Genomic DNA, 14,250 nt, shown 5'->3' with positions numbered 1-14,250 from the left:
CCTCAGAAGCCGCTGTTGCTGTCGGCAACATCTTCGATCGTCGATGTCGTCGTCCGGTATTCTTGGATCGCATTGTTGCGCCGCTGCGCGTCGATCGGAGTCATGCCACGGGGCGCCACCAAATCCTCCGGATTGGCTATCTGGGCGGCCAGGTTGTTCTGCGAGGCGCAGCCGAAATTATAGTAATTCTGGTTGGTCAAATCGTTCGAGATGTCCTTCGGCCACTGACCGCATTGCGTGGTGATCGCGGTGGTGCCGGTAAAACTCAGCCGGATCGGCGCCGCATCGCCCGCGCCGGCGGCGGCATAGGAAGTGTTGACGATCTTCGAGCTTGCGATCCCTCGCGACGCCAGCTCGGCACGGACCTGATTGCGCAGCTGATAGGCTGCTGCCGCATTGGGCGAACCTTGCGGCGACAGCACGTAAACCGGGCCTGAGGCGCGCGAGATGTAGTTTGCGGCAAAGCCGCGGATGAGATCGCGCTGGGCGATGGTCAGGCGGCGATCGGTCGAGGCGACGGGTATATCCACCGTCTGCTCCGCCTCCGTAACGATGATCGGGTGGCGGGCGCGGTAGTCATCCGGAATGCCGCCGGTCGTCAGTTGGTCGTGCGGGCCGGCGCATCCGGAAAGGACGGCCACCGAAATGGCGGCTGCGGCCAAAAGCGCCTTCGAGATTCCGAGGTGGGGTGTCGTCGAATTCATATGGGCCATCGCCTGATCTCTGTTTTCTGCCAATGCTGCCGATCGTGCCCCGCTCATTTGTAGATGAACCCGATCGAGCCGTGGAACTGCGCGTCGGCGACGGGCGCCTCGCTGCGGCCATAGACCTTGTTGACACGGTTGAGGAAGAAGGTTGCGCCATCGTTTTCGGGGCTGAAATTGTCGTCCGGCCGGTTGAGCTGATTGCGCGCCACCGGACGTACCAGATAGGGCGTTGCGATGATGACGAGCTCGGTTTCCTGACGCTCGAAACCTTTCTGGCGGAAGAGCGTCCCGAGCAGTGGGATCTTCGAGACGCCTGGTGTGCCGCCCATCGTCTGAGAAACGTTGTCGCGGATAAGACCGGCGAGCGCGATCGAACCGCCCGAGGGCAGCTCCACCGAAGTCTCCGCCGAACGGCGCTGATAGGTGGCGTTGCCGCTGCCGGCCACCGGTTCGGAGACATTGGTCTTGATCTGCAGGCTGATGCGTCCCGATGACAGCACGACCGGTTTGAAGGCGAGGTTGATACCGTAGTTAAACGGCGTGACGGTGACGTTGCCGTTGCTGTCGGTCGTCGAATAAAGTTGCTGACCGCCGGAATTGAAGGTCGCGGCCTGGCCCGATATCGCCGTCAGCGTCGGCTCGGCGAGCGTCTTGACGACCTTGGCCTGCTCCAGCGCGTTGAGGTAGGTCGAAATATCGTACTTGCCGATCGAGCTCTTGAAGAGCGCCGCCAGACCGCCGCCAACCGTCGATGTGGCACTGTCGGTGCCGGGACTGCCGAGTTGGGCGACCGTCATGCCGGAGGAATTGGAAACCAGATTGTCGAAGCCGAGTTGCTTCAGCACCTCGCGGCGGACCTCGGCGATCGTCACCTTGAGGGTGACCTGGTCCTCGCCCTCAATCTGCAGGAGGTTGACGACCTGCGAAGTCTGGCGGCCTTCGGCAAAGAGCGCCACCGAACTGTCGCCGCCGGTGCCGGATGCCGTCTCAGTTCTGGTCGTCGCCTCCCCACCCTTCAGGAAGACCTGCGCCAGATCGGCCGCCTGCGTGGCATCCTGCGGCGTGCGCACCGTGCCGGTCAGCACGATGTTGTCGGAGACGATTTCGACATTGATGTTGGAGTCGGGAATGAAGCGGCGGAGATTGACCTCGAGGCCGGAGACGTCGCGCTCGATCTCGATATCGAGATTGACGATCTCCTGTCCGCCGGCTCCGAAGACGAAGATATTGGTCTGGCCGACCTTCTTGCCGAACAGGTAGATGCGCCGCGAGGTGCGGGTCACAGCATCGGCCATGGTCGGATCGGAGACGAGGATATCATGCGCGTCCTCCGGCAGATCGACGACGACGGCCTTGTTGAGGCCGAGCTTCAGCCGGCGATGGGCATTGGAGCCGGTCTGCGAGATCCGGACCAGGCTATCGGAATCGGCGCGCGCCTCGCCTGCGCCGAGAACCGGAACGAAAGAGGCCGGCACTATACCGGAGACTCCGATTGCTAGCGAAAGGCAGCCTGTCAGGAGAGGTCCGGCGCGCCGCGTTGAATTGCCCATTTGCACGTCCTTTTACTCCGCCTTCGGCGCTGCGCTGGCATCCGTGACGATGGCGCCCGACTTGATGACCTGAATGATCGCACTGCCGTTGTCGCCGCTCAGCAGATAGTCGGCGGCACTTGTATCCTGCTCCTGCGCATCGGCGACTGAGCGCAACGCGAGCGACAGCCGGTCCGCCATCTGCTGGGCGACGGCGAGAACCTTCGTTTGATCAGGGGTGAGTTCGAGCGTCGCGGTCGTGCCGACCACCGATTTCGAGCCGTCGTCCTTTTCCTGGATCTGCTGGTCGATGGCGAGGACGCGGACATTGCTCAACACGGTTTCGGTGATGAGCTTGTCAGCCTCAGTGCCCTTGCGGACCATGATGACATCGACGCGGTCGTTCGGCAGGATGAAACCGCCGGCGCCGGTTGCCACCGATATCTCGGTCGCGACGGCGCGCTTGCCGGCCGGCAACAGCGAGGAGAGGATACGGCTGCTGGAATCGGCGATCTTTTCCGGCCGGATCGGTTCGCCTTCGAAGATCGGCAGACGCACGACGGCGCCCTGCAGATCCCTGATCGCATCCGGCCTATCGGCTTCGCTGATGAGGCCCGGGACGACGCCGCCCTGCGGCCAGGCCATCCAGTGCACCAACTTGTCGTCCAGCCGTGCGCCGACCGGCAGATTGGCGCTCGAGACGAGGATGTTGACGGTGGGTTCCTTCTCGACGACCGAGCGGACCTGGGTGACGACACCGCCACTGCCCGCCATGCGCATCGCGAGGAGGCCGGCGAGGCCGGCTGCCACCACGGCGACAGCTAGGATTATAAGGCGGGCCGGTTTCATCGATCATTCCTCGGGGCACGATATGTTCGCCCTGTAGAATGCTCAGTAATTGGTATAATTATGGTTAATGGAACGCTTACATTTTAAGTTAACGGGCATTTAAAATGCCGTCATTTCAGGCTTTCCAGCGCGGCGATGAAGAGCGGCGAGGAAGGAAAGGCCATGAAGCCGCCGATCGCGATCGCGATGCCGTAGGGGATCTTCTTGGCGAGCAGGACCGAGTTCGGCACCGGCAGCCCGATGGCGAGGATGGTATTGGACTGCGTTCTCACCAGCAGGATAAGCAAGGTGATGAGACCGCCGATCGCGGCGACATCGGTCATCAGGAAAAGCAGCGATTCGTTCAGACCGAACCAGAGCGCGGTGGCGCTCAACAGCTTGGCATCGCCGCCGCCCATCACATTGAAGGTAAAAAGAGCGAAGCAGGCGCTGAAGACGATGGCGGCGCCGGCAAGATGCATGCCTATCATCTCCAAGCTCAGGCCGGTAAGCGGCGCGAGGATGAGGAAGGAGGCAATGAGGATCAGGGAAACGCGGTTTGGGATCGTCATGGTGAACAGATCCGAGAAGGCCGCCATGGCGAGGCAGAGTGGCAGTATCACGAAGACTGCAGCTGCGATCATACTTATACCCGATGTGACTTGAAGCGAAAAGGCCCACGGCCGTTCGGCCTGTGAGCCCGCTCTATATATATCGGCCAGATCAATCCGACCGGCAATATTGTGAGGGCCGCGTGACGGCGCCCCTGCCTTACGGAGTGGTGGTCGTAGTGCCAGCGGCCTGGGTGGCGGCGTCATCCATCCGGTCGCTCAGGTTGTTAAACGTGTCGCCGATCTTGGTGCCAAGTGTCGTTGCGCCGGTGATGAGCGCTACGGAAATGAGAGCAGCGATCAGGCCGTATTCGATTGCGGTCGCGCCGGATTCGTCCTTCAGAAAACGGCTAAAAAGCTTGGTCATGGTAACTCCTAACTCCAGTTGATGTTCAGCACGTCCGCCAACTGTTTGCCGTTGATCGGATGACTGCAACCTAGCGAATGGCCGTTTCCATCGGCTTAAGGAAAAGAGTTAACGACATGTGAACGAGACAACAGACCTTTGTACGGTCAGTATTTTCTTATGCGCTTACCTCAATATTTAACAATATTCCGGGAATAATCGCTGCATTCATCCGGAAATAGCACTAATTCCGCTTCCAGCCGAAGGGTACCTTGCCCGGAGACCGTGTCAGATCGGAGCATTACGCTTCATCCTGGAACAGGGCGGCAGGCTTAAGGCTTCGTTCACCATTTTTTTCCATTCTATGCGCATATTGCGCTGTGATCGTGAAAGAGGACCCAATGTCATCGAGCGGCAAAACCATTTTCTTTGCCGGCATGATCGCCGTTTTCGGTATTTCGGGAGTTTCCGCGGCCGCAGACGATGACATGTTGCGCGTCTACATGGATCACGCGCGCGTCCTGAAGCTCGATCGCCCTGTCAGCAAGGTGATTGTCGGCAATGCCGCGGTTGCCGATGCGACCGTCGCCGACGCCAAGACCATCGTGCTCACGGGACGCAGCTTCGGCACCACTAATCTGGTCCTCCTCGATGCCGACGGCAACGCGATCCTCGACGAACGTATCCTGGTGTCGATCGACGAGGGTAATACGGTGCGCGTCTACCGGCAGACGCAGCGCTCCGTGCTGTCCTGCACGCCGAACTGCGAGCAGCATGCGCAGCAGGCGACCACGGGCACCTCGCCTTGATCGGCCTGCCTCGGTTCTTCGGCCATTCGTTAAAATCGTCGTGTCAGGTTGAAACGGAAAATCAACGAACGGACCTTAGTCTGACGACTGGAAAATGTCGCGCGGATCCAGGCAATGACGGCAATTGATCAGCAGACGGATAAGCGGCGCGCCTTCGCTCCGTTCCGTTTCTCACGGTTTCGCGCTCTCTCCCGTTCGCGCGACGGCGCAGCGGCGATCGAATTCGCCCTGCTCGCCATTCCCTATTTCCTGGTGATTTTCGCAATCCTCGAAACTTTCGTCGCCTTCGCCGCCGAAGAACTCGTCTCCAACGGCGTCGATACGATGAGCCGCCGGATGCGAACCGGGCAGATCACCTATAATCTCGGCCGCACGACCGATATGAACCAGGCGCAATTCCGCCAGGCTTTCTGTAACGAGATCTCGATCCTAGTCCGCTGCTCGGCGAGCGAAGTCGCCACGCCGAGCAAGCTCTACCTGGATGTTCAGACGTTCAGTACCTTCTCGGCCATTCCGACGACGATCCCCAAGCTTTCCACCGACAAATATGCCGATATCAATACGGCGGCCTTCAAATATGCGCCGGGCGGCGCCGGCACGATCAATATGGTCCGCGCCTATTACCGCTGGGAAATCATCACGGATCTGGTCCGACCCTATATCACCACGATACGCCCCTCCGACGGTTCGATGCCGAGCCAATATCTGATCGTCGCAACCGCGGCCTTCCAGAACGAGCAGTATCCATAATGGCGTTGCGCAACCCGTTCACCAGATTGGTCCTGACCGCACGGCGACTGGCCCGAGACCGCAAGGGTGCCGGAGCGATCGAATTCGCGATCCTCTTTCCCGTGCTGATCATGCTCTATATCGGCGCTTTCGAGATCACGATCGGCCTCAGCGTCAGCAAGCGCGCGACACGCGCTGCGGGGACGGTGGCCGATGTCGTCACCCAGCAACAATCCGTCACGAAGAGCACGCTCGCGCAGATGCCATCGGTCGCAACCGCGATCTTCATGCCCTACAACTCGACGTCGCTGACGCTGAAGATCACCGGGATTACCATCGATGCCAGCGCCAATGCGAAAGTGCTCTGGTCCTGGGCACGGGACGGGACGGTGCCCTATGCCAAGAATGCCACGGTGACCAACGTGCCGTCTGATATGAAGACGGCGAACAGTTTCCTGGTCCGTACCGAGCTCAGCATCCCCTATACGATGTTCCTGTTCGCCCCGAACTTCATGCCGGACGGCATGCGCACGATCACCATCAGCCGCAGTTATTTCTACCGCCAGCGGCAAGGCGACTCGATCCCCTGCGGCGACTGCTGACGGCCCTTCCCACTTCTCGAATTTGCCAAGCCGGCCGCAGCATTATATGGCTGGATTTCAGCCGCCTCCGACATTCCAGAGGCCGGCGATCGGCTCTCTCGGGTGTAAAATGGCGCGTGCCTTTCTTTTCGTTCTGGATTCCTTCGGCGTTGGCGGAGCGCCGGATGCGTCGGCCTATGGCGACGAGGGCGCCGATACGCTCGGCCATATCGCCGAGTTCTGCGCAGCCGGCGCCGGGGACCGCGCCGGATTGCGCGAAGGGCCGCTTTCCCTGCCCAACATGTCGGAACTCGGGCTGATGCACATTGCGCGGTCGGCGTCAGGCCGGTTCCCGGCCGGCATGCAGGTCCCAGAAAAGGTCTACGGCATTTATGGCGCCGCCACCGAAATCTCACGCGGCAAGGACACGCCATCAGGCCATTGGGAGATCGCGGGAACACCTGTCAGTTTCGATTGGGGTTATTTCCCGATCGAGGGCGACGCCTTTCCTCAAGAATTCATCGACGCATTGTGCAGGGAGGCTGGCGTGTCCGGCATTCTCGGCAACTGCCATGCCTCGGGAACAGAGATCATCGCCCGGCTGGGCGAGGAACATGTCCGCACCGGCAAGCCGATCTGCTATACTTCCTCGGATTCGGTCTTCCAGGTCGCTGCGCACGAGGTGCATTTCGGCCTCGATCGTCTGCTCGCCTTCTGCCGTTTGGCCAGGGGGCTGCTCGATCCCTACAATATCGGCCGCGTCATCGCCCGGCCCTTCATCGGCCAGTCCGTCTCTACCTTCCAGCGCACAGGAAACCGGCGCGACTTTTCTGTGCTGCCGCCGGAGCCGACGTTGCTCGACCGGCTTATCGAGCACGGCCGGCACGTGCATGCTGTGGGAAAGATCGGCGATATCTTCGCGCATCAGGGTATCTCGCGGGTCATCAAGGCGAACGGCAACGAGGCGCTAATGGATGCGTCGCTTTCGGCGATTGACGAGGCTGAGGACGGCGATCTCGTCTTCACCAATTTCGTCGATTTCGACATGATCTATGGCCATCGCCGCGACGTGCCGGGTTATGCCGCAGCCCTCGAGGCCTTCGATGCGCGCTTACCCGAAGTCCACAAGAAACTGAAGCCCGGCGATCTCGTCGTACTCACCGCCGATCATGGCTGCGATCCGACCTGGCGCGGCACGGACCATACGCGCGAGCGCGTGCCTGTTATCGCCTATGGCCCGGGCATCCGGTCGCGTTCGATCGGCGTGCGCCGCAGCTATGCCGATATCGGCGAGAGCATCGCTCGGCATCTCGGCATCCCGACGGGGCCGCACGGAAGGAGCTTTCTGTGACATCGCATTTGAAGAAGGTCGAACTGCACTGCCATCTGGAGGGTGCGGCCCCTCCAGCTCTGACCGCGGCGCAGGCGCAGAAATATGGCGTCGACATCAGCGCTGAACTTCGCGACGGAGCCTATGTCTGGCATGATTTCGCAAGCTTCCTCGAATGTTACGACAAGGTTTCCGAGGTCTACAGGACCGAGGAGGACTATGCGCTTCTGACCGAAACCTATCTCGACGAACTCGCCGGCATCCATACGATCTACAGCGAACTCATCGTCTCGCCCGATCACGGCAAGCGCATCGGCCTAGGGGCCGACCCCTATATTGCGGGTATCTGCGAAGGCATCCGGCGGGCCAGGGAAAAGAGCGGCATCGAGGCCCGGCTGATCGTCACCGGCGAGCGGCATTTCGGTCCGGAGAGCGTGATTGGTGCTGCCGAATATGCGGCAAAGGCCGGCAATCCTTTGATTACCGGCTTCAACCTTGCCGGCGAGGAGCGCATGGGGCGCGTCGCCGATTATGCCCGCGCTTTCGATATCGCCCGCGATGCCGGCCTCGGACTGACCATCCATGCCGGCGAGGTCTGCGGCGCCTTCAGCGTCGCCGACGCGCTCGATGCGGTGCGCCCCTCGCGCATCGGTCATGGCGTGCGCGCCATCGAGGATCTCGACTTGGTGAAGCGGCTTGCCGATCTCGGAACTGTGCTCGAGATCTGCCCGGGCTCCAATATCGCGCTCGGGGTGTTTCCCGATTTTGCTTCCCATCCGCTGCGCCGGCTGAAGGAAGCAGGCGTGGGGGTGACGATCAGCTCGGACGATCCGCCTTTCTTCCATACATCGCTTAAGCAGGAATACGAATTTGCCGCAGGGGTTTTCGGTTTCAGCGACGCCGAGATCGACGCGATGACACGCACTGCGATCGAGGCGGCCTTCGTCGACGAGCAGACGCGCAAGGTCTTGCTTGCCCGGCTTTGAGGGTAGAGGTTGGGGAAGATCGGCGCAAATTGACCACCACTCTTGCGGTCGGGCCGATTTCCGTGAAAGAAACATTCGATAGAAAGAATGAAAGGCTTCCCCATGGACGGCGTCACGGTCATCGATCATCCGCTTGTGCAGCACAAGCTCACCATCATGCGGCGCAAGGAGACATCGACGGGAAGTTTCCGGCGTTTGCTGCGCGAAATCTCGACACTGCTCTGCTACGAGGTGACCCGCGATCTCGAACTGACAATGGAAACGATCGAGACACCGCTGCAGACGATGGAGTCGCCGATCCTCGAAGGCAAGAAGCTGGTCTTCGCCTCGATCCTGCGCGCCGGCAACGGATTGCTCGAAGGCATGCTCGATCTCGTGCCATCCGCGCGCGTCTCGCATATCGGCGTCTATCGCGACCACGAGACGCTGCAGCCGGTCGAATATTACTTCAAGGCGCCGGAGGACGTGGCCGAGCGACTGATCATCGTCGTCGACCCGATGCTTGCAACCGGCAATTCCTCGATCGCGGCGATCGACAAGCTCAAGGAGCGCGGCGCCCACAATATCCGCTTCCTCTGCCTGCTTGCCGCGCCGGAAGGCATCCGCAACTTCCGTGCGGCGCATCCCGATGTTCCGGTTTTCACCGCATCGATCGACAGTCATCTCAACGAGAAGGGCTATATCGTGCCCGGTCTCGGCGATGCCGGCGACCGCATGTACGGCACCAAGTAATTTCAGCTTTCCTTTACCAAATCGAAAGACTTTACGGCCCGGTGGTTCGCTCCGGGCCTTTCGGCGTCGATATTAGCAACTTATCAGCACTTGAGGTTTAGGAGGTCTGAAGCATGAGGCCCCGCATGAAGCGGGGTTTATACAGGAAGGATTTCTGTTTCATGCTCGTGCGTACCGTCCTATTCGCCAGCATCGCCGCGGTGCTCGCCACACAGGTGCCTTCCTTCTTCGGAGGCACCAGCCAGCAGCCTGCTGACGCTCTCTCCGCCAATTATGTATCGACCGAAACCGACCAACCGGCCGCACCGGAGCCCGTCTACGGCAGCAATGCGATCCGCCTGCAGGCCGATGCACAGGGCCACTATACCGGCAGCTTCAAGATCAACGGCAAGCCGGTGCAAGGTCTGATCGATACCGGCGCCACCTATGTGGCGCTCAACGAGACGCTCGCCCGCCGACTGGGCTTCACCGCCAACCAGCTCGATTTCCGCTACGGGGTGAACACTGCGAACGGCCAGACGAAGGCCGCGCATGTGACACTCGACCGGGTCGAAATCGGCGGCATTCGCGTCCGCGATGTCGAAGCCTTCGTCCTGAGGGACGATGCGCTGACGACGACGCTGGTCGGCATGAGTTTCCTGCAGAAGCTCGCCTCCTATTCCGTCGCCGACGGTTCGCTCAGCCTCAAGCAGTAAACTGCGTCAAACAAGGCCTGCAATCACCGGCGTCGTCTCCGGCTTGTCGTCAGTAATGCGGTAGTGCATGGCAAGCGCCGCAGCCGCCCTCTCCGCCGCGGCTTCGTCAGCGGCATGAACGAGAGCGATCGGTTCGCCCGCGGTCACACGGGTGCCAAGCGGCAGGAGTTCGGAAAAGCCGACGCGATGGTCGATCCGATCCGACGGATGGCGTCTTCCGCCGCCGAGATCGATGACGCTAACGCCGATACCGCGCGCATCGCAGGCGGCAAGCCAGCCGGACCGGGCGGCCGGAACGGGTTTTTCCACAGGCGCCCTGGCCAGGTGTCGGTCGGGATTTTCGATGAGGTCGGACGGGCCGCCGAGCATCGATACCATACGCGCGAAGACTTCAGCCGCCTTTCCCGATGACAAGGCCTGACGCGCCATCCCCTCGGCTTCGTCAGGCGAAGCGGCGATGCCTGATTTCACCAGCATCTCGGCGGCGAAGGCGAGAACGACGATATCAAGCCGCGTGTCTCTTTTCCTGCCTGCCAGGAAATCCAGGCAGTTGCGCATCTCGACGGCATTGCCGGCACTATCGGCAAGCGGCTGGTTCATGTCGGTGATCAGGGCCGAGGTTTTCACGCCTGCGCCATTGGCCACCTCGACCAGCGATTGCGCCAGGATCTCCGCCTGGCCGCGGTCAGCCATGAAAGCGCCGTTGCCAACCTTGACGTCAAGCACCAGCGTCTCGAGCCCGGCCGCAAGTTTCTTCGAGAGGATAGAGGCGGTGATGAGGGGAATGGAATCGACGGTGGCGGTCACATCGCGCACGGCATAGAGCCTGCCGTCGGCGGGCGCCAAGGTGCCGGTCTGGCCGATGATAGCGCATCCCGCCTCCTTCACGACCTTGTGGAACAGGTCGGCGTCCGGAGTGATCCTATAGCCGGGAATGGATTCAAGCTTATCCAGCGTGCCGCCGGTGTGGCCGAGGCCGCGTCCGGAGATCATCGGAACGGCGAGGCCGCAGGCGGCCGCGATCGGCGCCAGCATCAGCGAAACATTGTCGCCGACGCCGCCGGTCGAATGTTTGTCGGCGATCGGGCGGTCGATATCGGCCCATTGCAGCCTGTCACCGGAATCGGCCATCGCCAGCGTCAAGGCCACGATTTCGGCCCGCGACATGCCCTTGAACCAGACGGCCATGGCGAATGCGCCGATCTGGCCTTCCGACAATCGACCGGCAGCGAGCGCAGCGATGAAGGACCTGATATCGGCGGCGTCGAGTTCGTCGCCATCGCGCTTACGCCGAATGATCTCCTGCGGAATCATTTCAGTAGCTCGACGCCGCAGCTGATGCTGACTGTGTTCCGCTTAGAACCGCCAGGATATCGTCGAGCAGGTCGGAAGCGCCGAAGCGGAACGTCGACGGCATCGCCCAGTCCGGTGTCATGATGGTTTCGGCAAGGCTCAGATAGAGTGCGGCATCAGCCACCGAGCCGATACCGCCTGCGGGCTTGAAGCCGACCTTGCGGCCGCTTTCGCGGATAGCGCGGATCATGATATCGGCGGCTTCGAGCGTCGCGTTGACGGCGACCTTGCCAGTGGAGGTCTTGATGAAATCGGCGCCGGCTTCGATGGCGAGTTCGGCGGCACGGCGGATCAATGCCGCATCCTTCAGCTCGCCAGTCTCGATGATGACCTTCAGAAGAACGTGGCCGGCGCATTCGGCGCGCACGGCCTTGACCATGTCGGTCACCGCCTTCTCGTTGCCGGCGAGCAGCTTGCGGTAGGGAATGACCAGATCGATCTCATCGGCCCCATCGGCAATCGCCTCGCGTGCTTCAGCAGCGACATCGGCCACTTCCATATCGCCAGAGGGGAGGTTGACGACGGTCGCGATACGCACGGCATGGCCCGTGCCAAGGATATTGCGGGCCTGAGCGACGAACCGCGGCCAGATGCAGATCGCAGCACTGTTGCCGTAGGGCGTCTGCGCGCGGGCGCAGAGCGCGTCGATCTGCGCCTCGGTGCAATCATCCTTCAAATTGGTGAGGTCGAGAAGAGAAAGGGCGACAGCCGCCGTTTCCCGGTTGGAATAGCTATTCATCTTCGCTTCCTCTAGAGCATGAGGCCGAAAAGTGTGCGCGGTTTTCGGACGACATCATGCTCTAACTATATAATTTAGAACAGGATTCAGATTTTAGGCCGACCCGGCCTAAAATCATCCTGTTCTAGCCGCAATCATGTCTTTCAGTATCGCGGCGAGACGGGCGCCGCCGATGGGCGCCATGTCCTTGGTTTCTTCATGGCTAAGCTCATTGCCGGTCATGCCTGCCCCATAGTTGGTGATAACGGAGGCGGCGGCAACCCTCAGACCCAGCATTCTTGCGATGATCACCTCGGGCACCGTCGACATGCCGACGGCATCAGCGCCAAGGATGCGCGCCATGCGGATTTCTGCCGGCGTTTCAAAGCTTGGACCGGAGAACCACATATAGACACCCTGCGCCAGCTCGATTTTAAGCTTTGCCGCTGCCTTTTGCATCGCCGCGGCAAGTCCGGCGTCATAGGCATTGGTCATGCCGACGAAACGATGATCGCTTTCCTCACCGATCAGCGGGTTCATGCCGGAATAGTTGATATGGTCGGTGATCTGCATCACCGAACCGGGCGGCATGTCGTCGCGCAGCGATCCGGCGGAATTGGTCAGGATCAGCGCTTCGACGCCGAGCGCCTTCAGCACCTCGATCGGCAGGCGCATGGCGTTGGCATCGCCCTTCTCGTAATAATGCACGCGGCCGGAAAGCATGACGACAGGCACGCCGCCGAGGCGGCCGGCGACGACTTCGCCTGCATGGCCGGAGACAGCGCTGACGGGAAAGCCCGGCAGATCGCGATAGGGAACACGAACGGCGCCGTCCAGCTCACCGACGAGGGAGCCGAGACCGGAGCCGAGCACGATGCCGTGGCGCGGCTTGATGCCGCCGAGCAGTGCGGCGAGCAGGCTGACCGTCGCCTTCATCCGAGTTCAGTCTCGAAGCTGAAGGGAAGAAGCTCTTCCATCGTCATGGTCTTCTTCACGCCTGCTTCATCGCAGAGGTAGATCTTCGTCTCCTTGGAGGCGAATTCGGAGATCTTCTGGCGGCAGCCGCCGCAGGGCGGGCAGAGCGGCAGCTTCTCGGCAATGACAGCCATTTCGATGATCTTCTTCGCGCCGCCCATGATCATGGCGCTGATCGCCGTCGGCTCGGCGCACCATCCTTGCGGAAAGGAGAGGTTTTCGATGTTGGCGCCGGTATAGACCTTGCCGTCCTCGGCGCGGATCGCCGCGCCGACCGGAAATTTCGAATAGGGCGCATGGGCAAAGGCCATGGCGCCGCGGGCGGCTTCGAACAGATCGTGAGACATATCAACGCTCCTTCGTATAGGGCACGCCACCGGCCTTTGGCGGAGTCGCGACGCCGATGAAGCCAGCAAGCAGGACGCAGGTCAGGACATAGGGCAGCGCCTGGAAAACCTGAACCGGCACTTCGCCGATCAGCGGCACCTGCTTTCCCTGCATGAAATTTGCCAGCGCATCGAGGAAGCCGAAGAGCAGGCAGGCAAACATGACGGGTACAGGCTTCCACTTGGCGAAGACGAGAGCTGCGAGCGCGATGTAGCCCTTGCCGGCCGACATGTCCTTGATGAAGGCGGCGGACTGGGCGATTGCCAGATAGGTGCCGGCAAAGCCGCAGAGAATGCCGGCACACATGACGGCGCGGTAACGCAGCCAGGCGACCGAGATGCCGGCCGTATCGACCGCGCCCGGGTTTTCGCCGACGGCGCGCAGCCGCAGGCCGAAACGTGTGCGGTAAAGCACCCACCAGGAAAACGGCACGGCGAGGAAGGCGAGATAGGTGAGGACATTGTTACCCGATATGACATTGGCATAGATCGGGCCGATGATCGGTATGCCACGGGCGGCATCGGCGCCCGGCAGGATGATCGGTGCGAAGCGCGACTCCGGCGACAGCTGCGGCGTGCGCCCGCCCTGGCCAAACCAGGCCTGCCCAAGCACGATGGTGATGCCGGCGATGAAGAAGTTGATCGCGACACCGGAGACGATCTGGTTGCCACGGTTGGTGATCGAGGCAAAGCCATGCACCAGGCTCAGCGCCACCGAACAGAGGATGCCGGCACAGAGCCCGAGCCAGGCCGAATCGGTGAGATAGGCAACGCAGGCGGCGGCAAAGGCCGAGCCCAGCATCTTGCCCTCAAGGCCGATATCGAAGATGCCGGCGCGCTCCGAAAACAGACCGGCAAGAGCAGTGAAGATCAGCGGGATCGACAGGCGGATGGTCGAGCTCAGAACGCTGATGAAGATGTCATAATAATCCATC

At 61.3% G+C, this 14,250-nt stretch carries 17 protein-coding genes; 7 read left to right on the top strand and 10 right to left on the bottom strand.

The window, feature by feature from the left end:
• Positions 1-2: 2 nt before the first annotated feature.
• The 5 genes from BS629_RS32550 to BS629_RS32530 all read right to left on the bottom strand — a co-directional run bounded on the left by BS629_RS32550 (position 3) and on the right by BS629_RS32530 (position 4,042).
• Positions 3-761 (bottom strand): CpaD family pilus assembly protein, encoded by a 759-nt coding sequence (locus BS629_RS32550; RefSeq protein ID WP_018244344.1) that lies wholly within the window; start codon positions 759-761, stop codon positions 3-5.
• The gene (locus tag BS629_RS32545; protein ID WP_032981355.1) at positions 758-2,257 is read right to left on the bottom strand and encodes a type II and III secretion system protein family protein; all 1,500 of its coding nucleotides are present in this window, start codon (positions 2,255-2,257) and stop codon (positions 758-760) included. The genes BS629_RS32550 and BS629_RS32545 overlap by 4 nt, the downstream gene beginning before the upstream one ends.
• Positions 2,258-2,269: 12 nt before the next feature.
• On the bottom strand, positions 2,270-3,085 hold the full coding sequence (cpaB, locus tag BS629_RS32540) for a Flp pilus assembly protein CpaB (protein WP_018244342.1): 816 nt from the start codon (positions 3,083-3,085) through the stop codon (positions 2,270-2,272).
• A gap of 110 nt (positions 3,086-3,195) precedes the next feature.
• Complete coding sequence (locus BS629_RS32535; RefSeq protein ID WP_018244341.1) at positions 3,196-3,708, bottom strand: A24 family peptidase; 513 nt, start codon at positions 3,706-3,708, stop codon at positions 3,196-3,198.
• 127 nt (positions 3,709-3,835) lie between these two features.
• Complete coding sequence (locus BS629_RS32530) at positions 3,836-4,042, bottom strand: Flp family type IVb pilin (RefSeq protein WP_018244340.1); 207 nt, start codon at positions 4,040-4,042, stop codon at positions 3,836-3,838.
• 380 nt (positions 4,043-4,422) lie between these two features.
• On the opposite strand from BS629_RS32530, the gene BS629_RS32525 reads away from it, so the two are divergent.
• The 7 genes from BS629_RS32525 to BS629_RS32495 all read left to right on the top strand — a co-directional run bounded on the left by BS629_RS32525 (position 4,423) and on the right by BS629_RS32495 (position 9,883).
• Positions 4,423-4,830 (top strand): pilus assembly protein N-terminal domain-containing protein, encoded by a 408-nt coding sequence (locus BS629_RS32525; protein WP_018244339.1) that lies wholly within the window; start codon positions 4,423-4,425, stop codon positions 4,828-4,830.
• Positions 4,831-4,944: 114 nt separating this feature from the next.
• On the top strand, positions 4,945-5,580 hold the full coding sequence (locus tag BS629_RS32520; protein ID WP_018244338.1) for a TadE/TadG family type IV pilus assembly protein: 636 nt from the start codon (positions 4,945-4,947) through the stop codon (positions 5,578-5,580).
• Positions 5,580-6,161, top strand: coding sequence for a TadE/TadG family type IV pilus assembly protein (locus tag BS629_RS32515; RefSeq protein WP_018244337.1), 582 nt, complete (start codon positions 5,580-5,582; stop codon positions 6,159-6,161). Before BS629_RS32520 ends, BS629_RS32515 begins: the two co-directional genes overlap by 1 nt.
• A gap of 109 nt (positions 6,162-6,270) precedes the next feature.
• On the top strand, positions 6,271-7,491 hold the full coding sequence (locus BS629_RS32510) for a phosphopentomutase (protein ID WP_018244336.1): 1,221 nt from the start codon (positions 6,271-6,273) through the stop codon (positions 7,489-7,491).
• Positions 7,488-8,456: an adenosine deaminase gene (locus BS629_RS32505; RefSeq protein ID WP_018244335.1), complete on the top strand. Its 969-nt coding sequence runs from the start codon at positions 7,488-7,490 to the stop codon at positions 8,454-8,456. Before BS629_RS32510 ends, BS629_RS32505 begins: the two co-directional genes overlap by 4 nt.
• A gap of 102 nt (positions 8,457-8,558) precedes the next feature.
• Positions 8,559-9,188, top strand: a complete 630-nt coding sequence (gene upp / locus BS629_RS32500; RefSeq protein ID WP_012759721.1) for a uracil phosphoribosyltransferase — start codon at positions 8,559-8,561, stop codon at positions 9,186-9,188.
• 125 nt (positions 9,189-9,313) lie between these two features.
• Positions 9,314-9,883, top strand: coding sequence for a TIGR02281 family clan AA aspartic protease (locus BS629_RS32495; protein WP_018244334.1), 570 nt, complete (start codon positions 9,314-9,316; stop codon positions 9,881-9,883).
• Positions 9,884-9,889: 6 nt separating this feature from the next.
• Here BS629_RS32495 and deoA read toward each other — a convergent pair whose 3' ends face one another.
• From deoA to BS629_RS32470, 5 genes are all read right to left on the bottom strand, one after another.
• Positions 9,890-11,197 carry a thymidine phosphorylase gene (gene deoA / locus BS629_RS32490; protein WP_018244333.1) on the bottom strand — a complete coding sequence of 436 codons (1,308 nt, stop codon included), beginning with the start codon at positions 11,195-11,197 and terminating at the stop codon, positions 9,890-9,892.
• Between the two features lies 1 nt (position 11,198).
• Positions 11,199-11,975 (bottom strand): deoxyribose-phosphate aldolase, encoded by a 777-nt coding sequence (deoC, locus tag BS629_RS32485; RefSeq protein WP_018244332.1) that lies wholly within the window; start codon positions 11,973-11,975, stop codon positions 11,199-11,201.
• Between the two features lie 114 nt (positions 11,976-12,089).
• Positions 12,090-12,890, bottom strand: coding sequence for a purine-nucleoside phosphorylase (locus tag BS629_RS32480; RefSeq protein ID WP_018244331.1), 801 nt, complete (start codon positions 12,888-12,890; stop codon positions 12,090-12,092).
• Positions 12,887-13,276: a cytidine deaminase gene (locus BS629_RS32475; protein ID WP_018244330.1), complete on the bottom strand. Its 390-nt coding sequence runs from the start codon at positions 13,274-13,276 to the stop codon at positions 12,887-12,889. The genes BS629_RS32480 and BS629_RS32475 overlap by 4 nt, the downstream gene beginning before the upstream one ends.
• A 1-nt stretch (position 13,277) precedes the next feature.
• Positions 13,278-14,249 carry an ABC transporter permease gene (locus BS629_RS32470; protein WP_018244329.1) on the bottom strand — a complete coding sequence of 324 codons (972 nt, stop codon included), beginning with the start codon at positions 14,247-14,249 and terminating at the stop codon, positions 13,278-13,280.
• Between the last annotated feature and the right edge of the window lies 1 nt (position 14,250).

The sequence above is a fragment of the Rhizobium leguminosarum bv. viciae USDA 2370 genome, from assembly GCF_002008365.1.
Classification (GTDB): Bacteria; Pseudomonadota; Alphaproteobacteria; order Rhizobiales; family Rhizobiaceae; genus Rhizobium; species Rhizobium leguminosarum.
Note: the sequence above shows the minus strand (reverse complement) of the source record. Positions and strands in the feature narration are given on the sequence as shown.